The sequence below is a fragment of the Nocardioides sp. Z35_8 genome, from assembly GCF_059621125.1.
This window is the reverse complement of sequence record NZ_JCAQIE010000001.1, coordinates 2,030,853-2,056,171: the sequence shown is the minus strand read 5'-3', so window position 1 is coordinate 2,056,171 and position 25,319 is coordinate 2,030,853. Positions and strand designations below refer to the sequence as shown.

General features: G+C 72.1%; 22 protein-coding genes. 6 read left to right on the top strand and 16 right to left on the bottom strand.

Features of this window, described 5'->3' with window-relative positions; translation table 11 throughout:
* Window positions 1-4: 4 nt before the first annotated feature.
* From AC54T2_RS09855 to AC54T2_RS09830, 6 genes are all read right to left on the bottom strand, one after another.
* A complete protein-coding gene (locus AC54T2_RS09855; protein WP_496666067.1) occupies window positions 5-1,444 on the bottom strand; it encodes a phospholipase D-like domain-containing protein in 1,440 nt (479 codons plus the stop codon).
* A gap of 44 nt (window positions 1,445-1,488) precedes the next feature.
* Window positions 1,489-2,556, bottom strand: a complete 1,068-nt coding sequence (locus AC54T2_RS09850) for a hypothetical protein (protein WP_186341467.1) — start codon at window positions 2,554-2,556, stop codon at window positions 1,489-1,491.
* Window positions 2,553-2,768: a DUF6752 domain-containing protein gene (locus tag AC54T2_RS09845; protein ID WP_186341466.1), complete on the bottom strand. Its 216-nt coding sequence runs from the start codon at window positions 2,766-2,768 to the stop codon at window positions 2,553-2,555. Before AC54T2_RS09845 ends, AC54T2_RS09850 begins: the two co-directional genes overlap by 4 nt.
* Window positions 2,769-2,781: 13 nt before the next feature.
* Window positions 2,782-4,347 carry a class I SAM-dependent methyltransferase gene (locus tag AC54T2_RS09840; protein ID WP_496666066.1) on the bottom strand — a complete coding sequence of 522 codons (1,566 nt, stop codon included), beginning with the start codon at window positions 4,345-4,347 and terminating at the stop codon, window positions 2,782-2,784.
* Between the two features lie 82 nt (window positions 4,348-4,429).
* On the bottom strand, window positions 4,430-5,593 hold the full coding sequence (locus AC54T2_RS09835; protein ID WP_496666065.1) for an endonuclease/exonuclease/phosphatase family protein: 1,164 nt from the start codon (window positions 5,591-5,593) through the stop codon (window positions 4,430-4,432).
* A 117-nt stretch (window positions 5,594-5,710) separates the two neighbouring features.
* A complete protein-coding gene (locus AC54T2_RS09830) occupies window positions 5,711-7,654 on the bottom strand; it encodes an endonuclease/exonuclease/phosphatase family protein (RefSeq protein ID WP_496666064.1) in 1,944 nt (647 codons plus the stop codon).
* A 193-nt stretch (window positions 7,655-7,847) separates the two neighbouring features.
* Here AC54T2_RS09830 and AC54T2_RS09825 point away from each other — a divergent pair, with 193 nt between their 5' ends.
* Genes AC54T2_RS09825 through AC54T2_RS09810 form a run of 4 tightly spaced genes read left to right on the top strand, consistent with a single transcriptional unit; the run spans window position 7,848 to window position 11,174 of the window.
* Window positions 7,848-9,116 carry a magnesium transporter MgtE N-terminal domain-containing protein gene (locus tag AC54T2_RS09825; RefSeq protein WP_186341462.1) on the top strand — a complete coding sequence of 423 codons (1,269 nt, stop codon included), beginning with the start codon at window positions 7,848-7,850 and terminating at the stop codon, window positions 9,114-9,116.
* Window positions 9,113-9,625: a DUF1003 domain-containing protein gene (locus AC54T2_RS09820; protein ID WP_186341461.1), complete on the top strand. Its 513-nt coding sequence runs from the start codon at window positions 9,113-9,115 to the stop codon at window positions 9,623-9,625. The genes AC54T2_RS09825 and AC54T2_RS09820 overlap by 4 nt, the downstream gene beginning before the upstream one ends.
* 31 nt (window positions 9,626-9,656) lie before the next feature.
* A complete protein-coding gene (locus AC54T2_RS09815) occupies window positions 9,657-10,817 on the top strand; it encodes an Mrp/NBP35 family ATP-binding protein (protein ID WP_186341460.1) in 1,161 nt (386 codons plus the stop codon).
* A gap of 27 nt (window positions 10,818-10,844) precedes the next feature.
* A complete protein-coding gene (locus AC54T2_RS09810; RefSeq protein ID WP_186341459.1) occupies window positions 10,845-11,174 on the top strand; it encodes a sec-independent translocase in 330 nt (109 codons plus the stop codon).
* Between the two features lie 14 nt (window positions 11,175-11,188).
* Here the strand turns inward: AC54T2_RS09810 and AC54T2_RS09805 are convergent, their stop codons facing one another.
* Window positions 11,189-11,725 (bottom strand): hypothetical protein, encoded by a 537-nt coding sequence (locus AC54T2_RS09805; protein ID WP_489976489.1) that lies wholly within the window; start codon window positions 11,723-11,725, stop codon window positions 11,189-11,191.
* Window positions 11,726-11,836: 111 nt separating this feature from the next.
* Here AC54T2_RS09805 and AC54T2_RS09800 point away from each other — a divergent pair, with 111 nt between their 5' ends.
* Window positions 11,837-12,523 carry a LysM peptidoglycan-binding domain-containing protein gene (locus AC54T2_RS09800; protein ID WP_496666063.1) on the top strand — a complete coding sequence of 229 codons (687 nt, stop codon included), beginning with the start codon at window positions 11,837-11,839 and terminating at the stop codon, window positions 12,521-12,523.
* A complete protein-coding gene (locus AC54T2_RS09795) occupies window positions 12,520-13,038 on the top strand; it encodes an Rv3235 family protein (RefSeq protein ID WP_489976487.1) in 519 nt (172 codons plus the stop codon). Before AC54T2_RS09800 ends, AC54T2_RS09795 begins: the two co-directional genes overlap by 4 nt.
* Before the next feature lie 9 nt (window positions 13,039-13,047).
* Here AC54T2_RS09795 and secA read toward each other — a convergent pair whose 3' ends face one another.
* From secA to ahcY, 9 genes are all read right to left on the bottom strand, one after another.
* The gene (gene secA / locus AC54T2_RS09790; RefSeq protein ID WP_496666062.1) at window positions 13,048-15,894 is read right to left on the bottom strand and encodes a preprotein translocase subunit SecA; all 2,847 of its coding nucleotides are present in this window, start codon (window positions 15,892-15,894) and stop codon (window positions 13,048-13,050) included.
* 15 nt (window positions 15,895-15,909) lie between these two features.
* A complete protein-coding gene (locus AC54T2_RS09785) occupies window positions 15,910-17,136 on the bottom strand; it encodes a winged helix-turn-helix domain-containing protein (protein ID WP_496666061.1) in 1,227 nt (408 codons plus the stop codon).
* Between the two features lie 43 nt (window positions 17,137-17,179).
* A complete protein-coding gene (locus AC54T2_RS09780; protein ID WP_313960522.1) occupies window positions 17,180-17,860 on the bottom strand; it encodes a response regulator in 681 nt (226 codons plus the stop codon).
* Window positions 17,861-17,904: 44 nt separating this feature from the next.
* A complete protein-coding gene (gene hpf / locus AC54T2_RS09775; protein ID WP_186341454.1) occupies window positions 17,905-18,528 on the bottom strand; it encodes a ribosome hibernation-promoting factor, HPF/YfiA family in 624 nt (207 codons plus the stop codon).
* A gap of 400 nt (window positions 18,529-18,928) precedes the next feature.
* The gene (locus tag AC54T2_RS09770) at window positions 18,929-19,702 is read right to left on the bottom strand and encodes a ComF family protein (protein ID WP_186341453.1); all 774 of its coding nucleotides are present in this window, start codon (window positions 19,700-19,702) and stop codon (window positions 18,929-18,931) included.
* 58 nt (window positions 19,703-19,760) lie between these two features.
* On the bottom strand, window positions 19,761-21,497 hold the full coding sequence (locus tag AC54T2_RS09765; RefSeq protein WP_186341452.1) for an LpqB family beta-propeller domain-containing protein: 1,737 nt from the start codon (window positions 21,495-21,497) through the stop codon (window positions 19,761-19,763).
* Window positions 21,494-23,095, bottom strand: a complete 1,602-nt coding sequence (mtrB, locus tag AC54T2_RS09760) for an MtrAB system histidine kinase MtrB (protein WP_241005347.1) — start codon at window positions 23,093-23,095, stop codon at window positions 21,494-21,496. Before mtrB ends, AC54T2_RS09765 begins: the two co-directional genes overlap by 4 nt.
* Window positions 23,096-23,105: 10 nt before the next feature.
* Window positions 23,106-23,804, bottom strand: a complete 699-nt coding sequence (gene mtrA / locus AC54T2_RS09755; RefSeq protein ID WP_186341451.1) for an MtrAB system response regulator MtrA — start codon at window positions 23,802-23,804, stop codon at window positions 23,106-23,108.
* Window positions 23,805-23,856: 52 nt separating this feature from the next.
* Window positions 23,857-25,299 carry an adenosylhomocysteinase gene (gene ahcY, locus AC54T2_RS09750; RefSeq protein WP_186341450.1) on the bottom strand — a complete coding sequence of 481 codons (1,443 nt, stop codon included), beginning with the start codon at window positions 25,297-25,299 and terminating at the stop codon, window positions 23,857-23,859.
* Window positions 25,300-25,319: the final 20 nt, after the last annotated feature.

Here is a 25,319-nt window from a genome sequence, read left to right as displayed (position 1 = left end):
TCGGTCAGTCGTTCTCCCAGGTGGGGCCGCCGGCGCTCAGCCCGTCGGGCTCGACCGTCACCATCGGCCCGACCCCGACCCGACGGCCGTCGACGGTCTTCCACGACGAGTAGGTCGTGGTGTACGCGTCGCGGCTGAAGGGCTTCTTCCACATCAGGTTGAAGTTCTTCATGTAGTCGCGCACCATCCCGCGCCCGTGCATGCTGAAGAGGATCTCGTCCTGGGGCGTGCCCAGGCTCGACCAGTTGGTCGACCCGGTCCACACCATGTGGCTGTCGATGTTGCCCTTGTAGGACCCGCGCAGCACGAAGTACTTGTGGTGGGTGTAGCGCTCGATGGCCTCGGGCATGTTGTCGATCTCGGGGTCGCCGGTCGGCACGTCGTCCCTGAGGTTGAACCCGGTCGAGCGCAGCGGCACGCGGCCGCGGGCGGTCGGGGCGCCGATGTGCTGCTTGGTGTGGAAGCCCATCAGCCCGTAGTTGACCCGCAGGTTGCACCCGTCGGCGTAGAGCTGGCGCAGCCGATCGGCGATGTAGTTGCCGCGGCCACCGCGCATGGTGTGCATCGACAGCGCGAGCTGGGTGCGCCGCTGCGTCCCGGCCGCGTCGGTGTAGACGCACTGGATGTTGTTGAGGATGTCGAGGATGACGTCCTTGTTGGGCGTGGTGTGGCGGGGGAAGACGATGTTGAAGTACTTGTGCTGGTCGCCGGAGGGGCACGTCGTGCCGGCCTCGCAGAACGCGTAGGAGGCACGGCGCTTGTCCCAGTCGGGGCGCATGTCGTTGAACAGTCGGATGAACTGGTCGTAGAGGGTCTTCTTGCCGACCGTGGTCCACAGGTCGTTCCACTGCCAGCGCACGGCGTTCATCGTCATGTTCTGCGAGCCGAGCATCACGACGTTGCGGTTCTTGCCGGTGCGGCTGAACAGGTAGAACTTGCTGTGCAGGTTGTTGTACTCGTTGTCGTCGGCGCGGCAGCCCGACTTGCAGCGCTTGAGGAAGCTCGACTTCTTGGTCTTGTGACCGAGCACCCGCTGGATGCGCACCTGCGCGTTGGGCACGAGGTGGTCGTTGAGCAGCACCTGCACCTTCACGCCGCGGCGGTGGGCGCGGATGAGCTCGTCGGCGAACACCTGCCGGTCGAGGGAGTAGGCGGAGATGACGATCTTCTCCCCGCGCGGCGTGTTGCGGATCGCGCGCAGGATGTGGCGCTCGATGACGTAGCGGTCCTTCTCGACCATCGGGTTGTTGAACTTGGCCCCGGTGGGGACCTTCCACTTCTTGTTGGGCTTGCCGGGCTTGCGCGCGGCGGGCGCGGCCGACGGAGCGACCTGGCCGACCTGGCCGGCGGGCGCGGGACCGGCGGACGCCGCTCCGGACGTGGGCGCCACCAGGGCGGCCACCAGCCCACAGGCGGCGAGCAGGGCAACGGACTTGGAACGCACAACGACTCCTACGTGGCACCGGATGGCGCCCCGTGGCGCCCGGATCAGGGGTTCCCCCGACGTGGCGGCACATCACCTGTGCTCGCGCGGACGTCGGCCACGATATCAGCGACGAGGCGTGAGGCAGATTCCAGAAGCTCCTCGGCGGTGACCGTGTCGGGCTCTCGTCCCGGTGGACCCGTCGGCTCGGCCGTCAGGGCGGAGAGCTCGCCCAGCACGTGGAATCCCCGCTCGGCGATCAGGGCGGCGGCGGCGCGGTCGAGCTCGGCGAACCGCGCCCGGTGGTGTGCCGGCATGCCCCCGCGCTCGCGGGGCTGGCGGGCCAGCAGGTCCTCGGCGAGGTAGCCGCGGATCCACACGCCGCGCTCGTGCGCGGAGTAGCGGGGCAGGTGCTCGTTGACCAGCCGGAGGGTCTCGATCTGCACGATGCCCAGGGCGGGGTTGACCGCCTCGGCGGGTGCCGGGTAGTCGTCGGGGTCGATGCCGAGCACGTCGGCGAAGTGACGCCAGTGCAGGTCGCGCGGCTGCCCCGCCCCGGGCATCACCAGGACGTGCACCCGCTCGCTCGGCAGCTCGGCGGTCCAGCGCTCGAGCACCCCGGCGAGGTCCCAGGTGCGCATGCTGAACTCCGGACCGCCCGCGGCCCGGCCGGCCATCACCGCGTCGAGGCCGACGGTGCCGCCGTTCTTCACCGACTCCTGCCACCCGGCGGAGACGACGCTCGCGGCGTCGCGCGCGGTGACGACGAGGTGCACCTCGGCCCCCGGGAAGTCCGCGACCGCGCGGGCGGCCTGCTCGGCGCTGGCGCCGCAGAGGAACTCGTGGGTGATCAGCACGTCGCCGGGGTGCGCGGCGGCCTCGTCGACCAGCCGGCGCCAGGTGCCCGGAGCGTCCGGGTGCCGCTTGGCCAGCCTGGGCCGCTCCTGCAGGTCGAGGGCCGCCCACAGGTGCTCGCGGTGCCCGAAGCCGGGCAGCAGCACGCCGTCGGCGAGCAGGCGGTCGCGGTTGCCCCAGACCACCTGCTGGAGGTAGGTCGTGCCCGTCTTGGGCAGTCCGATGTGGAGGAAGACCCGACGCGGTCCGCCGCGGCGCTCGCGCGGGCCAGGGCTCAAGAGAAGTCCCCTCGATACTTCTCGAGCAGCTCCGCCAGCCTCTCCTCGTCGCGCGCCGCGACCGGCAGCAGCAGCTCGGTCACGACGTCGGTGAGCTCGGCGACGCGCACGTTGAGCGCGCGGTTGTCCTGCACGGCCTCCTCCAGCGCCGCGACGCGCCTCTCGAGGTCGCGGGTGTCCCCGGTGACGGAACGGTTCCTGCGTCCGAACATGTCTGCTCCCACCTCACGCGTTCCAGTCGATGATCATGCGGCACACCTGCGAGCTCCCGGGGGCCGACGACACCGGCTCGCGGACCTCCTCCACGATGCGCCCGCCGGACTCGGCCACCTCGGCGGCCACGACCGCGGGGTCGAGGGGCTTGCGGGCACCGGTGCGGCGAGCGTAGCCGTCGCGCCCCTTCTCGCTGAGGAACTGCAGGTGCAGGGCGCCGTCGGTGCCGGCCAGCATCATCCGGGCCGCGCGCAGCATGTTGAGGCGCCCGCGGCGACCCAGCCGCTCGATCACGTGCACGCACCCGACCGCCCGCGGTCCGGGCAGCCGCGCGATCCAGGCGGGGACGGCCAGCACGTGGCGCAGCTCGAGGAGGTTGAAGAGCTGGAAGGTCACGCGCTCGTCGTCGGCGCGGCGCCGCGCCTCCTCGTCGAAGGCGTAGGGCTGGAAGTCCAGCCCGATCGCGGTGACGCCGCGGTCGGCGAACCAGGCGACGTCGGTGCCGCGACCGCACCCGATGTCGACGTAGGTCGCCAGGTCGGGGTGGCGCTCGGCCACCTCGCGCGCGACGGGCGACACCGACGCGGCGTGGTGCGCCGTGCGCTTGTGGTAGGCGTGCCAGCCGGCACGACCGGTGCGCATCCCCCGGAACCAGCCGTTGAACAGCTCGATGGTGCTCTCGGGCGTGGTGAACTTGTAGGCCGGGTCGGGCACGCGCCAGTGCGGGCCGTAGGTGGCGGTGAGGAACTTGTCGGCGTGGGCGGGCACCGGGAACTCCCGGCCCTCCAGCGACGCCGTGCCCAGCGGGTAGATCCACTCGCGCTCGAACGGCACGGCGATCTCGCCCATCAGGTAGAGCATCCCGTCGCGCATGAACCCGCCGAACACGTCGAGCCCACGGTCGAGGCCGTCGCTCTCGAGGACGTGGACCTTGAGGGCGATCGCGCTGTAGCGGGTCACCCGGTAGCCCATGTCGGTGAGCGCCCGCTGGATGCGGAACGACTCCCGGATCACGTCGACGGGGTGGTCGTGGCCGCTGACGTAGCCGAGGTCGGCGTCGCTGTCGTGGCCGATCAGGCCGCCGTCGCGGATGGCGCCGAGTGCGGTGCCGTAGGCGAGGAAGGCATCGAGGCCCACCTCGCGCAGCGCGCCGAGCACCTCCTCGATGGCGTCGAGCAGCGGCTCGACCTGGGCGGCGTCGCGGGTGTCGAAGGTCTCGACGAGCTTGAGCGACTTGTCGAGGGCCAACGGCCGGCCGGCCGGGTTGACGACCTCGATGCGGTCGGTGCCCTCACCGAACTGCACCGTGCGGGAGAACAGCACGGTGTCGGTGCCGGGGTCGGTGAGCGTCACCTCGGTGACGCCGTCGAGGAACGGGCGCAGCGGCTTGGGCCAGGCGAGGGTGATCCCGTCGTCGCCCGGCACGCCGTCGCGCAGCAGCCAGAACGACCAGATCCGCCGACCGTCGAAGGCCACGTCGACCAGCTGCTCGCGTGCGCCGCCGACGAGCAGGCCCGCGGCGTCGATCCGGAGGACCTCCAGCGCGACGGGACGCCTCAGCTGGCTCAGGGACCTCACGGGGCGTGAGTATATCGACGGCTCGGCCGAGCGCCTCGCCCGCTCCTGGGCGCGCGCCCCCGGGCCTCCGGCGCGTCGGCGCCTACTCCCCCGTGCCGCCCTCGTCGTCGGGGACGTCGAGCACCCCGTCGGAGGTGAGCGTGGCCGTCGAGTGGACCATCGCGTGGTCGGAGGCGTTGCCCGTGTCGGTCACCGCGTAGTCGGTGAAGGCGACACCCGTGGACCCGAAGATCCAGTCGACGCCCATCCGCGGCGGTGGCGAGCAGCCGCCGACCCCGCTGCCACCCGCGGCCGCGGCGAAGACGCCGGTGGCGGCGAAGCGGCAGAAGATCGCCTCGCGCTCGTTGTAGTCGCCGGTGGCGATGACCGGCAGCCCCTCGGCCTGGTGGAGCTGGGTCAGGTGGGACACCTCGATGGCCGCGGCCTCGGCCCGCCAGCGCCCGTTGCTGCCCAGCCTCGCGGTGTCGGCCGGGTTGTGGAAGTTGGCGAACCACGCGCGCCGGCCGGTGCTGGTCGACTCCAGCAGCACGACCGGCATGGCGATGCGGCTGCCGCCGGCGTAGGGGATGGACAGCGTGTGGGCATCCACCATCCGGAACATGTCGGAGCGCCACGCGATGTTGAACCGCACCGACTTGTTGCCCAGCGTCATGCCCGGGTAGAGGGAGTACTCCCCCGCCCGCGCGGTGAACATGGCGTACTGGCTCTGCTCGAACTCCTGGAACCCCACCACGTCGATGCCGTTGCTGCGCAGCGTGGAGATGGCCATGTCCATGCGCGGACCGCCGTCGGGGTAGCCCGGCTTGTTGCCGCCCGGGCCGGTGTGGGAGTCGCCGAGGACGTTGAAGCTCGCGACCTGGAACTCGATGGGCTGGTTGCGCCTCTCGGCCACCTCGACCTGGCGCGAGACCCGCTGGGCGAGCCGGCGCTGGGCGGCGCGGAAGCGGCGTACGGACGCCTCGAGCTGCTCGGGCTCGTGGTGCTCGGGCTCGGCACCGGGCGACCCGGCGCCTCCATCGCCCGCGGCCTCGTCGTCGCCCTCGTCGTCGGCCTCGTCGTCGGTCCCCGTGGCGCCGGAGACGGCCGTGGCCCGCGACTCACGGTCGCTCTCGACCGCCGCGTCGGACCAGAACGACGCCCACACCACGGCCGCGACCACCACCAGCACGAGCACCGGCGCCCAGAGCTCGAGGCGCGCGCGGCGACGGCCGGACGCGGGCTCGGGGTCGGTCACGGGGTCGGTCACGGCCACCTTCTGCGAGAGGTGAGCCGACTGCCCCCGGCGGAGACTCCACGCCGGGCGTGGACGGCTCGGAGAGCCAACCCTAACCGGGCGCCGCCACCGGGGAGCAAATATCGCCGATCAGGACCCCGGCACCAGCAGCGGGTCGAAGGCCTGGAAGCGCTGCTCGGTGTTCATCGTCGAGCCCGGCACCGGCGGCACGCCGAGGGCGCGCGTGACGAGGTTGGTGAGGTCGCCGACCCGGATCGGCTGGGCGCCGGAGTAGCCGACCTGCTGCTTGCCGGGGGAGGTGGCCGACGGGTTGAGCCCGTAGAGGTCGCTGCCGGCCGGGACACCCGGGCCGGTCACCCACATGGGCACGCGGTAACTCTGCGCCCAGGTGCGGGAGGAGCCACGCGCCTTCTGCGCGCCGCCGGTGCCGGTGACGACCAGCAGCGTCGTGCCACCCATGGTCGGCGACTTGGCGATGCTGCGACGGATGCTCGCCACGCGCTGGAAGGCCTTGCGCACCGCCTTCTCGTAGTCCTTGCCCCGGAAGCCGCCGTCGAGACCGGCGTCGAGCACGCCCGACAGCTCGATCACGCTCAGCTGGGCGGGCTTGCGCGCGATGGTGTCGCGCCACCAGCCGACGCTGCGCGAGTCGTCACGCATGATCTTGAACCGGTCGATCTTCGCCGGGCCGTCGTCGACGCCGTAGGGGTCCTTGCCGCCCGTCTTGCGGTTCCAACTGCGCAGCACGAGCCCGGTCTCCTGACGGCTCGAGGCGAACATCGTGCGCGCGGAGTTGTTGTGCGCGAGGTCGAAGACGCTCGAGACGTACTGCCCGGCCGAGTCGTGCACCGTCGAGGGCAGCTTCTTCGTGGCACCGACGCCGTGGCCGCCCGCCTTGGGGAAGACGCGTCGGCCGCTGAGCAGCGACATCAGGTTGGCGTCGGGCCCGGTGTTCTCGGTCGCCGTGCGCGCATTGGTGGTCGACGCGCCGTTGGTGGCCATCCGCGAGGCCTCCCCGGGGGCGCTCGTGCCGCGTACCGCGTTCGAGGTCAGGCCGGGCACGGCCACGACCACGACGTGGTCGACGCCGACGGGCGCCGAGGCGGGGACGACCGCATTGGCGTAGTAGAGCGGGTGGTCGCTGGTGCGGGAGACGTAGTCGTTCCACACGCGGGTGTAGCTGTTGAAGAACACGTCCTTGGTGCCCATGATCCAGTCGATCGCACCGCCGCTGGGCGGCTGGCACGTGCTGCCGTCGACGTAGCCACCGCTGGCGGACCACATGTCCGCACCAGGGGCCACGGCGCAGTAGTAGTCGCTGCCGCGCTCGTTCTTGTCGCCGAGGGAGATGAAGGGGGCGTCGGGGTAGGCGGCGCGCAGCTCATTGGCGAGCGCCACCTCCATCGCGAAGCCGGTGTTGCGCCACGCCTGGGCGGGCCCACGGGTGTCGGCGGGGTTGTGGGTGTTGAAGAACCACACCCGGCGCCCGGTGTCGATGTTCTGGAGCAGCACAGCCGGCATCCGGCTCGGCACGCCGTCGAAGTAGGGGATCGGGATGGTGCGGGCCTCGAGGAGGGTCCACACGTCGGTGCGCCAGCCGATCGAGTTCACCGACGGCCCGGCCGGGTTGTCGATGCCCGGATAGGTCTGCCACGAGGTGCCCATCAGCTCCTGGAAGCGCAGCGCCTGCGGCGGCTGGAACTCCTGGAAGCCCACCACGTCGAGCAGGTTCTCCTGCAGGAGGCCGACCACCCGGTCCATCCGCACCACGCCGGACTCCCAGCCCTTGCGCTTGCCGCCGGGAGCGGTGTGGTCGGCGCCGAGGACGTTGAAGTTGCCCACCCGGAACGAGGTGGCCGGCGTGGTCTGGGCGGTGTCGAGCGCGCGCGCGGCCACCGGCGTCGCGGCCGGATCGGCCGCGCGGGCCGTCGCGGGGCCGTCGGTGGCGGCCGGGGCCACCAGCAGCGCGGTCGCGAGGGCGAGCCCGCCGACGCAGAGGCGACGCAGGCTTCGGGGGCTTCGGGCGGAGGAGGTGCGCGCGGAAGCGGTCGTGCCGGACAGGAAACCGGACATGGAACGGGCCTCACAGATGTCGGGGAAGTGGCGTCGTCGAGGTGACCCGACCGCGACCCCTCACCGCACGCATCGCGTGCTTGGCCCGGGCCCCGGTCGATGTGACGGAAGTGACTCGTGCGACTTCAGCGTACACCAACCCCCCGGCGCGGACAGCGGTTCGCGGAGGACGCGGCACGCTACGGTGGCGGGCGTGAGCACCACCCCGACCCGCGTCTTCGTGGCCCGGCTCGTCGGGCTGCCGATCTTCGACCCGCAGGGCGACCAGGTGGCCAAGGTGCGCGACCTGGTGGTCGCGCTCCGCACCGAGACGAGCCAGCCGCGCGTCCTCGGCATGGTCGCCGAGGTGTTCGGCCGACGCCGGATCTTCGTGCCGATGACCCGCATCACCGCCATCGACAGCGGTCAGGTGCACACCACGGGGCTGCTCAACATGCGGCGCTTCGAGCAGCGGTCCACCGAGACCCTCGTGGTGGGCCAGATGCTCGACCGCACCGTGACCATCAAGGAGTCGGGCGTGACGGGCGTGGTCTACGACGTCGCGATGGAGCAGGCGCGCAACCGCGACTGGGTGCTCTCCCGGGTCGCGGTGCAGGAGCCCAGCAGGGGGTTCCGGCGCCGGGGGCAGACCCATGTCGTGGAGTGGCGCGACGTCACCGGGCTGACCCGGCAGGAGCCGACCCAGGGCGCCACCCACCTGATCGCGGCGCTCAACGACATGCGACCGGCCGACGCGGCCAACGTGATCCACGACCTCCCGCCGGAGCGGCGGACAGCCGTGGTGGCGGCGCTCGGCGACGAGCGCCTCGCCGACGTGCTCGAGGAGCTGCCCGACGAGGACCAGGTGGAGATCCTCGAGCACCTCGACTCCGAGCGCGCCGCCGACGTGCTCCAGGAGATGTCGGCCGACGACGCCGCCGACCTCATCGCCGACCTCAGGCCCGAGATCGCGGCGACCCTGCTGGGACTGATGGAGCCCGACGAGGCCGAGGACGTGCGGCGGCTGATGTCCTATGAGGACGACACCGCCGGCGCGATGATGACCCCCGAGCCGGTGATCCTCTCCCCCGACGCGACCATCGCCGACGCCCTCGCCCAGGTGCGCAACCCCGAGCTCACCCCGGCCCTCGCCGCGCTCGTCTACGTGTGCCGCCAGCCGCTCGAGACGCCCACCGGGCGCCTCCTCGGCGCCGCGCACATCCAGCGGCTGCTGCGCGAGCCGCCGTCGACCCTGGTCGCGGCGGCGCTGGACGAGTCGATGGACCCGCTGCGGCCCGACGCCTCCCTCGACGAGGTGGCCGCCCACCTGGCCACCTACAACCTGGTCGCCGCGCCCGTCGTCGACGACGAGGGGCGGCTGATCGGGGCGGTGACGGTCGACGACCTGCTCGACCACATGCTGCCCGAGGGCTGGCGCGACCGTGCCCCGCGGCCCGGGCCCATCGCCGGAGGTGCCCGATGAGCGCAGACCGTCGCCCGCGGCTCGACACGCCCCGCGAGACGCGACGCCCGCTGGTGCGCCGGCCCACGGTGGACGCCGACGCGTTCGGTGTCTTCGCCGAGTCGTTCGCGCGCTACATGGGCACCGCGAAGTTCCTGCTGTGGATGACGATGTTCGTCGCCGCCTGGCTCGCGTGGAACACCCTCGCGCCCACCGACCTGCGCTTCGACGAGTTCCCGTTCATCTTCCTGACGCTGATGCTCAGCCTGCAGGCGTCGTACGCCGCGCCGCTGATCCTGCTCGCCCAGAACCGCCAGGAGAACCGCGACAAGGTGCTCGCCGAGCAGGACCGCCGGGTCAACGCGCAGTCGCAGGCCGACATGGAGTTCCTGGCCCGCGAGGTGGCGTCCCTGCGCATGGCCGTCGGGGAGGTCGCCACCCGCGACTTCCTCCGCTCGGAGCTGCGCGGGCTGATGGGCGACATCGAGGACCTGTCCCGCCGGGCACCCGGCGACGAGCCGGGACCGTGAGGTCACGGGGCGGCTCGTAGACTTCTGCATCATGAGCACCCCCACGCAGCAGCAGGTGATGGACGCCCTGGCGACCGTCAACGACCCGGAGATCAAGCGCCCCATCACCGACCTGGGGATGGTCGACTCCGTCGCGGTCGCCGAGGACGGCTCGGTCGCGGTCCACGTGCTGCTGACGGTGGCCGGCTGCCCGCTCAAGGACACCATCAACCGCGACGTCACCGCGGCGGTGACCAAGGTCCCGGGCGTCGCCTCGGTCGACCTCACCCTGGGCGTGATGAGCGCCGAGCAGCGCGCCGGCCTCAAGGAGATCCTCAGCGACGGCCGCGCCCAGCGCGAGATCCCCTTCGCCCAGCCCGGCTCGCTGACCAAGGTCTACGCGATCGCCAGCGGCAAGGGCGGCGTCGGCAAGTCGTCCGTCACGGTCAACCTCGCGCTGGCGATGGCGGCCCAGGGCCTCAAGGTCGGCGTCGTCGACGCCGACATCTACGGCCACTCGGTGCCGGCGATGCTCGGCATCGCCGACGCCCGCCCGACGCAGGTCGACGACCTGATCATGCCGGTGCCGACGCCGTCCGGGGTCTCGGTGATCTCGATCGGCATGCTCAAGCCGCGCCGCGACCAGGTCGTGGCCTGGCGTGGGCCGATGCTCGACCGCGCGCTCGTGCAGATGCTCGCCGACGTCTACTGGGGCGACCTCGACGCCCTGCTCCTCGACCTGCCGCCCGGCACCGGCGACGTGGCCATCTCGCTCGGCCAGCACCTGCCCAACGCCGAGGTCGTCGTCGTCACCACCCCGCAGGAGGCGGCCGCCGAGGTCGCCGAGCGTGCCGGCACGATGGCCTCGATGATGCACCAGCGGGTCGTCGGCGTCGTCGAGAACATGAGCTACCTCCCCTGCCCGCACTGCCCGGCCGACGACGACCACCGCCTCGAGGTCTTCGGCAGCGGCGGTGGCGCCCGGGTCGCCCGGACCCTCTCGGAGCGGTTCGGCTACGACGTGCCGGTGCTGGCCCAGATCCCGCTCGACATCTCGCTGCGCGAGGGCGGCGACGTCGGCAAGCCCATCGTGGAGGCCGACCCGACCGCCCCGGCCGCGCGCGAGCTCACCCGGGTCGCCGAGACCCTGTCCGGTCGCGGCCGCGGTCTCGCGGGCATGCAGCTCGGGCTGACCCCGTCCAGCAAGTTCTGACCGGGGCCAGGCAGTAGGTTCTGGGGCATGTTCGACGTCGGGCTGCTCGAGCTGGCCGTGATCGCCCTCGTGGCGGTCATCGTGCTGGGTCCCGACAAGCTGCCTGACCTCGCGCGGCAGGCCGCCCAGCTGCTCCACCGGGCCCGCGGGCTCGCCACCAACGCCCGTGACGAGCTGCGCAGCGAGCTCGGCCCCGAGTACGCCGACCTGGAGCTGCGCGACCTCGACCCGCGCTCGATCGTGCGCAAGCACATCACCGAGGCGATGGCGGAGGTCGACCGCGAGGAGGCCCGGTCCGCCCGGCAGGCCTCGCTCCCCGAGGGCCAGGTGCCGCCCTACGACGTCGAGGCCACCTGACCCCTGACCCGGGCTCAGTCCTCTCGGCTCTGCACGGCCACCAGCCCTGCGTAGGGGACCAGCACCGCCCGACCGGCCGGGTCGCGGCACTCCACGAAGTCGGCGCCGACGCGCTCGACGTGCGCCTCGTGGCGGGTGCCGTCGACGAGGTGCACCACGCACCGCTCACCCGCGTCGGCCACGCGGCGCAGGGCCGCGCGCAGGCCGAGCCGGTCGACCGGCGACCACGCCACCTCGGGCACCGAGCGCCCGCTCGCGCCGCGCACCGCGGTGACGGCGCGCAGCGGCACGATCCAGTCCTGCCCCGCCGCGCCCAGCAGGCACCAGTCCTCCGCCACCCGGGACAGCCTGCCCTCCAGCCGCCCGAGGTGGGGCAGGTCGAGCGCGACGTCCTGTCCGCGCGAGGCCATCAGCCGACTGGCGAGGGTGACCGTGCCGTACTCGGTGCGGACCCGGTCGGCGAGCTCGGCCTCCCGGTCGGCCTCCCACGCCGCGGCCGCCTGCCCCTCGAGGTCGTCGAGCAGCGCGAACAGCTCGTGCTCCCAGGACATGACCGCAGCCTAGGGCGGCGCGGGGCTGTGGAACAGCCGTTGACGACAGCCACATCCAGACGTTGAATGAATCAAACACACGCAAACGAAAGGATTGCGATGTCTCGGGGGATGCGTGCAGGCCGGTGGGGCGCCGTGTGGCTGGGGTCGAGCGCTGCCGCCGCCTCGGCGGCATGGTCGCTGCCCGCCGCCTGGCACGAGGCGGGGCAGGGCTCGGCCTCCGCCGACCGCACCGCCGAGGTCGTGGTCGCCGCGTGCGCCACGGCGCTGGCCGCGGCGCTGGCCTGGCTGTGGGTGGTGACGTCGGTGACGGTGGCCGCGCTCGCGAGGGGCTCGGTCCCGACGGGTGGTGGGGCCGTGCGCCGTCTGGTGCTCGCCGCCTGCGGCGTGGCCGTGGTGGCCGGCGGGGCACTTCCCGCCCAGGCCGCGGCAGGCGACGGCGCCGAGGTGCTCGCCGGGCTCCGGCTCCCCGAGCGGGCCGTCACGCCCGCCGTGGTCGCGCGCTCCGGCGCGCATCGCGCGGCGCCCGCGGCCACCTCCCGCGCGGGCCGCCCGGTGGGCGAGGAGGACTACGTCGTGCGGGCGGGCGACTCCCTGTGGTCGATCGCGCGGGCGCACCCCGCGCCCGGCTCCGACACGGAGACCCGGTGGCGCGCCATCTGGCACCACAACCGCGCCGTGGTCGGCGACGACCCCGACCTGATCCATCCCGGCCAGGCGCTCCGCCTGCCCGCCAGCCACCCCGACACCGACATCCCCACGGGCACAGACACCGACACGGACGGAGAACGACGATGAGCACTCCCGACACCGCCGACGCCGAGGTCGTCGTCCTGCGACCGGCCCCGGGCAGGGCCAGCGTCCAGGGGGCGCTCGCGCTCGACCTGACCCCGCGCACCGCTCCCCCGCGCCCCCGGCTGCGCAGCACCCGCGCGAGCGACCTCGTCGACCTGGAGCGGGCCTCGCGGGAGCAGGTCGACGCGTTCGTCGGCCGCTGCCTGCAGGCCGCCGTGGAGATCGCCGCCGGCGACCGGCCGGTCACCCAGCTCCTGCGCCACGCGGTGCCGGAGGTGGTGGACTCGCTGTCCGTACGCGCCCGCACCGTGGCGGCGGCGGGCGGGCTCGCGCCGGGTCGGGTCCGCGCGCCCAACCCCGCGCGTCCCGTCGTGGTCGGCGTGCGCACCGCCCTGATCCGCTGCGACGCGCTCGAGGCGAGCGCGCACGTGCGCTACGGCCGCCGCTCCCGCGCGGTGGCCGCGCGGTTCGAGGTCGTCCGCGAGCGCTGGCAGTGCGTCGCGCTCGAGCTCGGCTGATCCCGCTCGTCAGCCGCCCATGGTCGCGCGACCGCTGGCGCCGCCCGGGGCGCCGTGGCAGCGCTTGAACTTCAGCCCGGAGCCGCAGGGGCACAGCGAGTTGCGGCCCACGCCGGCGAACGGGTCGCCCTCGGCGTCGGGTGCGGCGTGGACCTCGGCCTCGCCGTCCTCCGACGGTGCGCTGTAGGACAGGTTCTTGGGGCGGTTGGGCTTGTCGAGGCCCTTGGCGCGGATGGTCGGTCCGTGCGACTGCGCCTGGGCGAAGTCGATCTGGGGAGTCGCGGCGGAGACCTGCGGCGCCTGCGGAGCGGCCGCCACCACCTCGTCCTGGGCGGGCTCGCCGGCCGCGTCGTCGTCCTCCTCCTCGACCTCGACCTGGAGGTTGAACAGGAAGCCGACCGACTCCTCCTTGATGCCGTCCATCATCGCGGTGAACATGTCGAAGCCCTCGCGCTGGTACTCCACGAGCGGGTCGCGCTGGGAGTAGGCGCGCAGGTAGATGCCCTCGCGGAGGTAGTCCATCTCGTAGAGGTGCTCGCGCCACTTGCGGTCGAGCACGGAGAGGACGACCCGGCGCTCGAGCTCGCGCTGGACCTCCTCGCCCATCTCGTCCTCGCGGCGGTCGTAGGCCTCCTGCACGTCGCGCTGGAGGTCCTCGATCAGCGACTCACGGGTGAGCCCCTCGGGGCCGCCCGCGGCCTTGATGACGCCCTCCTTGGTGAGGCCGACCGGGTAGAGCTGGCCCAGGGCGGTGAACAGGCCGTCGAGGTCCCACTCCTCCGCGTAGCCCTCGGTCGCGCCGCGGACGTAGCCGGCGATCACGTCGTCGAGGAAGCCGCGGATCTGCTCGCCGAGGTCGGCGCCCTCGAGCACGCGGCGGCGCTCGGCGTAGATGACCTCACGCTGGCGGCTCATCACGTCGTCGTACTTGAGGACGTTCTTGCGCGACTCGAAGTTCTGCGACTCGATGTTGGCCTGGGCGCCGGCGATGGCGTTGCTGACGCGCTTGGCGTCGATCGGCACGTCGTCGGGGACCTTGAGGACCGTGAGGATCCGGTCGACCCACTCCGACTTGAACAGCCGCATCATCTCGTCCTGCAGCGACAGGTAGAAGCGGGACTCCCCGGGGTCGCCCTGACGGCCCGAGCGACCGCGCAGCTGGTTGTCGATGCGGCGCGACTCGTGACGCTCGGTGCCGACGACGTAGAGACCGCCGAGCTCCCTGACCTCGTCGTGCTCGGCCGCGACCCGGGCCTTGATCCGCTCGACCATCTCGGGCCACGCGGCGTCGTAGGCCTCGGGGTCCTCGGCGGGGTCGAGGCCCTGCTTGCGCAGCTCCTGGTCGGCGAGGAAGTCGACCGAGCCACCGAGCATGATGTCGGTGCCTCGACCGGCCATGTTGGTCGCGACGGTGACCGCGCCCTTGTGGCCGGCCAGCGCGACGACCTTGGCCTCGTCGGCGTGCTGCTTGGCGTTGAGGACGGTGTGCGGGATGCCGCGCTTCTTGAGCAGGTCGGAGAGGTACTCCGACTTCTCCACCGACACGGTGCCGATGAGGACCGGCTGGCCCTTCTCGTGGCGCTGGGCGACGTCGTCGGCGACAGCGTCGTACTTCGCCTCCTCGGTGCGGTAGACGAGGTCGACGTTGTCGACGCGCAGCATGGGGCGGTTGGTCGGGATCGGGACGACGCCGAGCTTGTAGATCTTGTCGAACTCCGAGGCCTCGGTCATCGCCGTGCCGGTCATGCCGGAGAGCTTGTCGTAGAGGCGGAAGTAGTTCTGCAGCGTGATGGTGGCGAGGGTCTGGTACTCCTCGCGGACGGTCACGCCCTCCTTGGCCTCGATGGCCTGGTGCAGGCCGTCGTTGTAGCGGCGCCCGGCCAGGATGCGGCCGGTGTGCTCGTCGACGATGAGCACCTCGCCGTCCATGACGACGTACTCCTTGTCCTTGCGGAACAGCTCCTTGGCCTTGATGGAGTTGTTGAGGAAGGAGATGAGCGGGGTGTTGACCGAGTCGTAGAGGTTGTCGATGCCGAGGTGGTCCTCGACCTTGGTGATGCCGGGCTCGAGCACCGAGATCGTGCGCTTCTTCTCGTCGACCTCGTAGTCGGTGTCACGCACCAGCGTCCGCGCCACCTTGGCGAACTCGCCGTACCACTTGACCTCGTCCTGGGTCGGGCCGCTGATGATCAGCGGGGTGCGGGCCTCGTCGATGAGGATCGAGTCGACCTCGTCGACGATGGCGAAGTTGTGCCCGCGCTGGACGCACTCCTCGACCGAGTCGGCCATGTTGTCGCGCAGGTAGTCGAAGCCGAGCTCGTTGTTGGTGCCGTAGGTGATGTCGCAGGCGTAGGCCTCGCGGCGCTCGGCCGGGCGCATCGACGGCAGGATCACGCCGGTCGTGAGGCCGAGGAAGTGGTGGACGCGGCCCATCTGCTCGGACTGGAACTTCGCGAGGTAGTCGTTGACCGTGACGACGTGGACGCCCTTGCCCTCGAGGGCGTTGAGGTAGGACGGCAGCACGGCGACGAGCGTCTTGCCCTCACCGGTCTTCATCTCGGCGATGTTGCCCAGGTGGAGCGCCGCGGCGCCCATCACCTGCACGTCGAAGGGACGCATGCCGAGCACGCGCTTGCTCGCCTCGCGGACCGTGGCGAACGCCTCGGGCATGATGTCGTCGAGCGTCTCCCCGTTGGCGAGCCGCTCGCGGAACTCATCGGTCATCCCGCGGAGCTCCTCGTCGCTCATCGAGACGAAGTCGTCCTCGATGGCGTTGACGGCCTTGGACACGGCTTCGAGCTCACGGAGGATCTTGCCCTCGCCGATGCGGAGGAGCTTGTCGATGATGGCAGGCACGAGTGGTAACTGTACCTACCTCGACAACGCCGCTCCCAATGCACGCGACAGCGCGCCCCGCTCCCCCACGATCACGTCGTCCAGGCCCAGCCACCCGGCCAGCCGGCGCAGCTCGCCCGCGAGCTCGTCGGCCGTCTCCGGCGGGGCGGACGCCTCGGCGAAGGCGCCCGGGACGAGCAGGCGCCCCGACGCCCGGTCGGCCTTGAGGTCGACACGGGCGACCAGGCGGTCACCGAGGAGGAACGGCAGCACGTAGTAGCCGTGGATCCGCTTCTCCGCCGGCACGTAGATCTCGATGCGGTAGAAGAAGTCGAACAGGGCCTCGGCCCTGCTGCGCTCCCACACCACGGGGTCGAAGGGGCTGAGGAGGGCCCGGGCACCGACGCGGCGCGGCAGCCGGGCGTCGCGGTGGAGGTAGGCCGCGCGCTTCCAGCCCTGCACCGCGACCGGGACCAGCTCGCCCGACTCCACGAGCTCGTCGACGGCGGCCTTCGCGCTGGCCTTCCCCGGCGCGGGCTGCAGCCGCAGTCGGTAGTAGTCGGCCAGGCACGCGGCGCTCGCCACGCCGTGGGAGCGGGCCGCCCTGCGGACGAGCTCGGTGACCGCCTCCTGAGAGGTCGGCGTGGGCGCGGCGAGGACGGCGGCGGGGAGCACCCGCTCGGGAAGGTCGTAGACCACCTCGAACTGGCTGTTGCGACCGGCCACCGCGACGTCGCCCACGAGGTAGAGGTAGTCGAGGACCTTGCGGGCCTCGGACCAGTTCCAGCCCCAGTGCTCCCTGGTGCGCGGCCCGGTGCTGAGGTCGTCCTCGAGGTCGCGCGCCGTCACCGGCCCGCGCTCGCGCACGGCGTCGAGCACCCGCGGCTCGAGCCTCGGGTCGGCGGTGAACCCCCACTTGCCGCGCTCGCCGCGGTACTTCTCCATCCGGTGGCGCATCAGCGGCCACAACTCGACCGGCATCAGCGCCTGGACGTGCGCCCAGTACTCCACGAGCCGGCGCGGCCGGCGCGCCGTGTGGGTCTGCGCGCGACGCAGCAGCTCGACGTCGTAGGGACCCGTCCGCGAGTAGAGCGGCATGAAGTGCGCGCGCTGGAGCACGTTGACCGAGTCGACCTGGAGCACGCCGGTGCGCGCGAGCGTGCGCTCGAGGGTCGCCATGGACGGCGTGGCGTGCGGGCGATCGGTGAAGCCCTGCGCGGCCAGCGCGATGCGCCGGGCCTGGAGCTTCGTGAGCTGGTCCACGTCGCGCACTCAACCAGACGGCACCGACATCCTCAGCCGCTCGTCAGGGCAGGTCGAGCAGCTTCTCGCGCATCGCGTACATGACCGCCTCCATGCGGGAGTGCAGCTGCAGCTTCTCCAGGATGTTGCGCACGTGGTTCTTGACGGTGTTCTCCGAGATGAAGAGCTCCTTGGCGACCTCGCGGTTGTTGAGGCCCTTGGCCACCAGCCGGAGGACCTCGAGCTCACGCTCGGTGAGCCGCAGCGCCGGGCCCTGCTCGCGCTCGGGCTTGGACATCTGCTTGAACTCGTCGATGAGCTTGACGGCCATCGACGGGCTGATCAGCGACTGGCCCTCGTTGACCACGCGGACCGCCTGGGCGACCTCCTCGATCGAGGAGTCCTTGAGGAGGTAGCCGGCTGCGCCGTTCTTGACCGACTCGTAGAGGTCGGCCTCCTCGTCGGAGACGGTCAGCATGATGATCTTGGTGGCCGGCACGGCCTCCTTGATCGCCCGGCAGGCCTCGACGCCGGTGCGGCGCGGCATGCGGACGTCGAGCAGGATCACGTCGGGCGCCGTGGTGATCGCCAGGTCGGTCGCGGTGATGCCGTCGGCGGCCTCGCCGACCACCTCGATGTCGCTGTCGCCGCCGAGCAGCATGATCAGGCCGCGACGGAACAGCTCCTGGTCGTCGACCACCAGGACACGGACGGGTTCGGTGCCAACTGCTGTTGCCTCGGTCACGCGCGCATCATGTCATGCGCGCGTGACCGGGGGCAGGTGAAGCGTCAGTCGAGCTCGAGCGAGATGACGCCGTAGTCGTAGCCGCGGCGGCGGTAGACGACCGCAGGACGCTCGCTCTCCTTGTCGACGAACAGGTAGAAGTCGTGCCCGACGAGCTCCATCTCGTAGAGCGCCTGGTCGAGCGTCATCGGGGACGCGGTGTGCGACTTCTCGCGCACCACGAGCGGACCCTCGCCGGTGACGGTGATCGGCCCGACCTTGTGCTCGACGACCTCGGTGTCGGCGTCGGCGTCGCTGTCGGTGTCGTCCACCTCGGGCAGCGCGGCCAGCGCCTCGCCGACCGACAGGTGCTCGTTGCGTCCCTTGTGGACCCGGCGCCGGTCGGCGGCACGGCGCATCTGCGCCTGCATCTTGTCGAGGGCCAGGTCGAGCGCCCCCATCTTGTCCTCGGCCGCTGCCTCGGCGCGGATCACCGGGCCCTTCGAGAAGGCGGTGAGCTCGACCCTGGTGGACCGGTCGGCCTGGCGGGGGTTCTTCTCCACGGCCACCTCGACCTGCACGCGGATGATGCGGTGGTCGTGCTTCTCCAGGCGGGTGAGCTTCTCGGACACGTGCTCGCGGAACCGGTCGGACACCTCGCAGTGCCGTCCCGTGACCACAACCTCCATGTGAACCTCCTCAACTAGCGAACGGTCCGCACCCTTCCAGGTAGCCACGGCGGCACACCGCCGCGGCGGGGTGGGATGGAGCCCGCCCGGCCGACCTGGTCTTCGACCCCACAACCGCCTGCTGAGACGTTCGCAACTTCTCCGTCACTACTGGCCTTCTCCCGGCATCCGGCACATCTGGTGCCGGAGACGGGGCAGGACTTACTTCTAAGCCGCACCGTGATCGTCCCTCGGGCAGCGCGCTGCGGAGCACCGCAGTGCCCGGGGACTTACGTGGACCGTTTCGCCTGCGACTGGCATCGGCTTGCCACGGGTCTGGCCTGGCGTCCCACCTCGCGGTGCGGCGCACAGCCCTCTCCGTGACGCAACCACGGACCCGGGCGGACTCCATGACAAAACGCTAGCCCCTCCCCTGTCGCGAACCAACAGTGGGGCCACCAGTCGGGCCGCCACGCCCTCCTCCGCCCGATGGGCCTTCCGACCGGCCCTCCCGGTCACGCCGTCGGGTGCCGGCCACCGCGGCCACGGCGACCGGTGGCAGGCCCACCGCCTCGAGCGCCCGCTGGGCCTCGCGGGCGGTCGACCCCGTGGTCACCACGTCGTCGCAGACCACGACGAAGGCCGCGCGACGGCGACGAGCCACGCGTGCCAGCGCGCGGGAGGGACAGTGCATCGAGCCCGCGACGTTGGCCGCACGGCCCGCCGCGTCGAGCCCGGCCTGGTCCGCGGCACCCCGCGAGACGAGCAGCGGCGCGACCTCGACCGGACGCTCGCCCCGCAGGCGGGACGCGGCCGCCCGGGCGAGCGCGGCGGTGGCCTCGTAGCCGCGCCGGCGACCCGCGCCGGGGCTCGACGGGACCGGGACGAGCAGCAGCGGGACGCGGGGGTCGAGGCCCGCCGCGGCGGCGCCCACGGACCGGGCGAGCAGGTCGCCGAGCACCCGTCGGTGCCCCCACTGGCCGCGGTCCTTGTGGCCGACCACCAGGGCGCGGACGGCGCCGTCGTAGGACTCCGCGACCCACGGCGGCACCAGCCCCTCGGGGACGGGCGAGGGCCACGCGATCCCCGCGGTGCGCGACAGCCCGGCCCGGCACGCCGGGCACAGCATCCGGCCCGGCAGGTCGCACCCCACGCACCGGCTGCCGAGGAACAGGTCGAGCGCCTCGTCGAGCACGCCGCCATGCCAGCAGCCCGAGGCGTACGACGACAACCCCCGTCGCGGCGGCTGTGGATCAGCCGACGTAGGTCAGCGCGCGCAGGCCCTGCGGCAGGTCGGGCACCGCACGCTCGGGGCGGGTCACGCTGGTGACGGCGCGGCCGGCCAGGGCGTAGACCTCACCGTCGGCAGGACTCGACACGAGCACCCGGGTCGGCCCGCGCAGCAGCGTCGCGCCGCCCGCGGCGATCTCGCCGGGGGCACCGTCCACCGCGAGCGTGCGCACGTCGGAGTAGTCGTCGTTGATGACGCTCAGGACCGACACCGTGGTGGGCGAGCGCCAGCCGACGTCGCGGATCCGGGCACTGCCCTCGGCGGGCAGGGCGAGCGTCTGCGGCTCGGTGAAGCCGATGACCGCGCCCGCGGCGTCGTGCCGGAGCCGGACCGACACGACCCTGTCGACCTTGCGCCCCCGGACCACACCGACCAGCCGGGTGCCGTCGCGGGACACGACCAGGTCGGTGACGCGCCGGCCGCTGAGCCCGGGCACGACGACCTCGCCGGCGACCCCGTCGACGACCTGGATCACCCTGGCCCGGCCGTTGCCGCGGTCGAGCACCCAGATCCGGTCGCGGTAGTCCCAGTGCGGGGCCGCCAGGTCGGCGGCGCCGACCACGACGGTCGCGACCTCGCCGGAGGGCGCGTCGGTGGGGGCGAGGACCAGCTCGGTGCCGGTGGCCGTGACCCCGGCGACGCGCGAGCCGGTGAGGCTGACGCCGATGGAGCGCAGGTCGTAGCCGGACTCCTCCTGCCCCAGCGGTCCTGCGGTCGGGACCAGCTCGTCCATCCGGCCGCTGACCACGCGCCCGGTGTCGAGGGCGAACAGGTCGGTGCTGGCCGGCACCCCGTTGGGGTCGTAGGCGCCCCCGAACTGGAGGCTGACCTGCGGCGATCCGCTCGGCCCGGCGATGGCCCGTCCGCCGATGCTGAGCTGCACGGCGCTGATCCGCGGCTCCTGCCGCAGCGTCCACACCAGCTGGGCCAGCATCCGCTGGGCGGTCAGCTCGTCGACGGCGTCCGGGTCGCCCGACAGCGACACCTCGGCGATGCCCGAGGTGATCGGCACGAGGCCGTGGGTGGTGCCGGGCGGGAAGTAGCTGCGCGTGACGTCGCGCAGGTCCTGCGCGGAGCCGGTGAGCAGCCCGCGCACGAGCGAGGAGGCGAACTGCTCGCCGCGCGGGACGAAGACCGGCTCCGGCACGAGCACCTCGGTCGCCGGGTCGAAGTAGTAGAGCGAGGCGCGCTCGTACCAGTCGTCGAACCACGAGTCGGGGACGATCAGCGCGTCGGGCACCTCGTCGATGCGCCACTCGCCGCCCTCCTCGACGAGCCGGAGCGGCACGGTGGTCTCCCCCTGCGTGCGCTTCCACGACCCACGGACGTCGTAGCGGTTGACCTCGGTCAGCGGCACCCGGACCGAGGTGCCGGCGGTGGCGTCACCCAGCTCGGCGTACGTCATGATCTGCTGCTCGGGCGCCCACGCCTCGGCGGCGGCGTTCGAGAGGAACTGCCGCGCCACGGTGGGGCTCACCGGGGTCGCCTTCATCGCCTCGAAGAACCCGTCGACGATCTCCCCGGGCGACTCACCGGCCTGCGGCGGGCGCGGGTCGTAGGAGATGCCGGGGGCGTCGTCGCTGTCGGTGGTGACCTCCGACTCCACGACCGGTCCCTCGACGGGCATGCGCACGCACCCGGCGAGCAGGACCGCCACGGCCACCGCGCCCGTCGTACGCACGGCGCGCCGGGCGTTCACGCCGTCACCCGGGCGTCGAGGGGCACGAGGGGCAGCGGCGAGTGGCGCAGCTGGGTGCCGAGGTGCCGAGGCAGGGTGAGCCGGAACTGGGCGCCCTCGCCGGGACGACCCCACGCCTGGAGCCAGCCGCCGTGGAGGTGGGTGTCCTCGAGCGAGATCGAGAGCCCGAGCCCGGTGCCGCCGCTGGTGCGGGCCCGCGCCGGGTCGGCGCGCCAGAAGCGGTTGAAGACCATCGCCGACTCGCCGGGGCCGAGGCCGACCCCGTGGTCGCGCACCGCGATGGCGGCCGACTGGCCGTCGGCGCCGACGTAGATGTCGACGTCGCGGCTCTCCGCGTGGTCGATGGCGTTGGTGACCAGGTTGCGCACGATGCGCTCCACGCGGCGCACGTCGGCCTCGGCGACGCACGGCACGCCGGGGTCGTGCAGCACGACGCGGGTGTCGCGCTGATCGGCGAGCACGGACGTCATGTCGACCACCCGCCGGGCGACGTCGACGAGGTCGACGTCCTCGGCCTCGAGCACCGCCGCCCCCGCGTCGAAGCGGCTGATCTCGAGCAGGTCGGCGAGCAGCGTCTCGAAGCGGTCGAGCTCCTTCTGCAGCAGCTCCGCCGCGCGACCGGTGACCGGGTCGAGGTGCGGGCGGGCGTCGTGGATCACGTCGCTGGCCATCCGGACGGTGGTGATCGGGGTGCGCAGCTCGTGGGAGACGTCGGAGACGAAGCGCCGCTGGAGCCGGCTGAGCTCCTCGAGCTGGCGGATCTGCTTCTGCAGGTTGGACGCCATCTGGTTGAACGACGTCGCCAGCCGGGCCAGGTCGTCCTCGCCGGTGACCCGCAGCCGCTCCTGCAGCTGGCCGGCGGCAAGGCGCTCGGCGACACGACGCGCCATCCGGATCGGGGTCACCACCTGGCGGGTGACGAGCCACGTCAGGCCGGCCACCAGGAGGAGCAGCGGCACGCCCGCGATGAGCATGGCGCGGCCGACCAGGGCGAGGGTCTCCTGCTGCTCGGCGAGCGGGTAGAGGTAGTAGAGCGTGTAGGTGTTGTCGTCCGCCGGCAGCCGCACCTGGCTGCCCACCACGATGCCCGGGCCCTTGGGCAGCCCCTGGATCGGGCGGGTGGTGCGGATGTCGGTGTAGGTCCACGCCGTCGGGGACACCTCGTCGAAGCGGGCCTCCAGCGTCTCGGGCACGCTCGCGAGGTCGAGCCCCTCGGTGAACTTGGCGCCGCCGTCGGCCAGGCGGAGGCCCTCGCCGATGGGCGGTGACAGCACGACGGCGAAGCCGCGGGTCGCGCCGCGCGCCTGGATGGGCTCGACGAGGGCCTGCTGCTGCGCCGACTCGTCGACGTCGAGCCCGGGGGCGGCGGCCAGCGCCGCGCGCGCGGCCTCGGTCTCGCTCTCGGCCTCCTGCACCACGGCATCGACCCGGTGGTCGAGCAGGCCGGCGCGCGTCTGCTGCATCAGGAACCAGCCGACGATGCCCACCACGGCAGCGGACAGCAGGACCGTGCTCACCACGACGCGCGCCTGCACCGAGCGCCGCCAGAAGACCGGCCCGCGCCGCAGCACCGGTGGGAGCCGGTCGAGGATGCTCACCGCAGGGCGCCTAGGACTTGCCGGCCTTGTAGCCGACACCGCGCACCGTCAGCACGACCTCGGGGTTCTCCGGGTCGTGCTCGACCTTGGAGCGCAACCGCTGCACGTGCACGTTGACCAGCCGGGTGTCGGCGCTGTGCCGGTAGCCCCAGACCTGCTCCAGCAGCACCTCGCGGGTGAAGACCTGCCAGGGCTTGCGGGCCAGGCACACCAGCAGGTCGAACTCGAGGGGGGTCAGGTTGATCGGCGCGCCGTTGCGCGTCACCGAGTGTCCGGCGACGTCGATCGACACGTCGCCGATGGTCAGGCCCTCGTCCTGCGTGACGTCGTTGCGACGCACCCGCGCGCGCACCCGGGCGATGAGCTCCTTGGGCTTGAACGGCTTGACGATGTAGTCGTCGGCGCCGGACTCCAGGCCGACGACCACGTCGACCGTGTCGCCCTTGGCGGTGAGCATCACGATCGGCACGCCGGACTCGGCGCGGATCTCCTTGCACACGTCGATGCCGTCCTTGCCGGGCAGCATCAGGTCGAGCAGCACCAGGTCGGGCCGGTAGTCACGGAACGCGTCGAGGGCCAGGTCGCCGCGGCCCACGATGCGGCTGTCGAAGCCCTCCTGGCGCAGCACGATGGAGAGCATCTCCGCCAGGGACGCGTCGTCGTCCACGACGAGCACGCTGCCCCGCGCGGGCTCGGCGACGTCGGTCATGGCGCCAGTGTAGGGCTGGCGCCATGACCCGACGGGGCGAAGCGGGAACGGCTCAATAGCGGTAGTGGTCGGACTTGAAGGGCCCCTCGACCGGGACGCCGAGGTAGGCGGCCTGCTCCTTGGTGAGCTCGGTCAGCTCGACGCCGAGGGCGTCGAGGTGGAGCCGGGCGACCTCCTCGTCGAGGTGCTTGGGCAGCACGTGGACGCCCAGCTCGTAGGAGTCGGCCTTGGAGAAGAGCTCGATCTGGGCCAGCACCTGGTTGGTGAAGGAGTTGGACATCACGAACGACGGGTGGCCGGTGGCGTTGCCCAGGTTGAGCAGGCGGCCCTCGGACAGCACGATGACCTTCTTGCCGGGCTTGCCGTCCTCGGCGGGGAAGATCCACTGGTGGACCTGCGGCTTGATCTCGTCCTTGACGATGCCGGGGATCCTGGCCAGGCCGGCCATGTTGATCTCGTTGTCGAAGTGACCGATGTTGCCGACGATCGCCTGGTGCTTCATCTTGTGGAAGTGCTCCACGGTGATGATGTCGAAGTTGCCGGTGGTGGTGATGAAGATGTCGGCGGTCTCGACGACCGACTCGAGGCGGCGCACCTCGTAGCCGTCCATCGCGGCCTGCAGCGCGCAGATGGGGTCGATCTCGGTCACGATGACGCGGGCGCCCTGGCCGCGCAGCGACTCCGCGCAGCCCTTGCCGACGTCGCCGTAGCCGCAGACGACGGCGACCTTGCCGCCGATCATCACGTCGGTGGCTCGGTTGATGCCGTCGATCAGCGAGTGGCGGCAGCCGTACTTGTTGTCGAACTTGGACTTGGTGACCGAGTCGTTGACGTTGATCGCCGGGAACAGCAGGGTGCCGTCCTTGAAGCGCTCGTAGAGGCGCAGCACGCCGGTGGTCGTCTCCTCGGAGACGCCCTTGACGAGCGGGGCGCGCTTGGTCCAGCGCTGCGGGTCGGCCTCGAGCGAGCGGGCCAGGACGCGCAGCACCTCCTTGAACTCCTCGTTGTCGGTGGAGTCCTGCGACGGGACGGCGCCCGCCTTCTCGTACTCGACGCCGAGGTGCAGCAGCATGGTGATGTCGCCGCCGTCGTCGAGGAGCATGTTGGGCCCGCCCTCGGCGAAGTCGAAGACCTTCTCGGCCTCGTCCCAGTACTCGGCGAGGGTCTCGCCCTTCCACGCGAAGACGGGGACGCCCTTCGGGTCCTCGGGCGTGCCGTCACGCCCGACGACGACCGCGGCGGCGGCGTGGTCCTGGGTGGAGAAGATGTTGCAGGTGGCCCAGCGGATGTCGGCGCCGAGAGCCGCGAGGGTCTCGATCAGCACGGCCGTCTGGATCGTCATGTGCAGCGAGCCGGCGATGCGCGCGCCCTTGAGCGGCTGGTCCTTGCCGTAGCGCTCGCGCATGGCCATCAGACCGGGCATCTCGTGCTCGGCGAGCTCGATCTCCTTGCGGCCGTAGGCGGCGAGGGTGAGGTCGGCGACCTTGAAGTCCATCAGTTGTCTCCTGGTGTGGT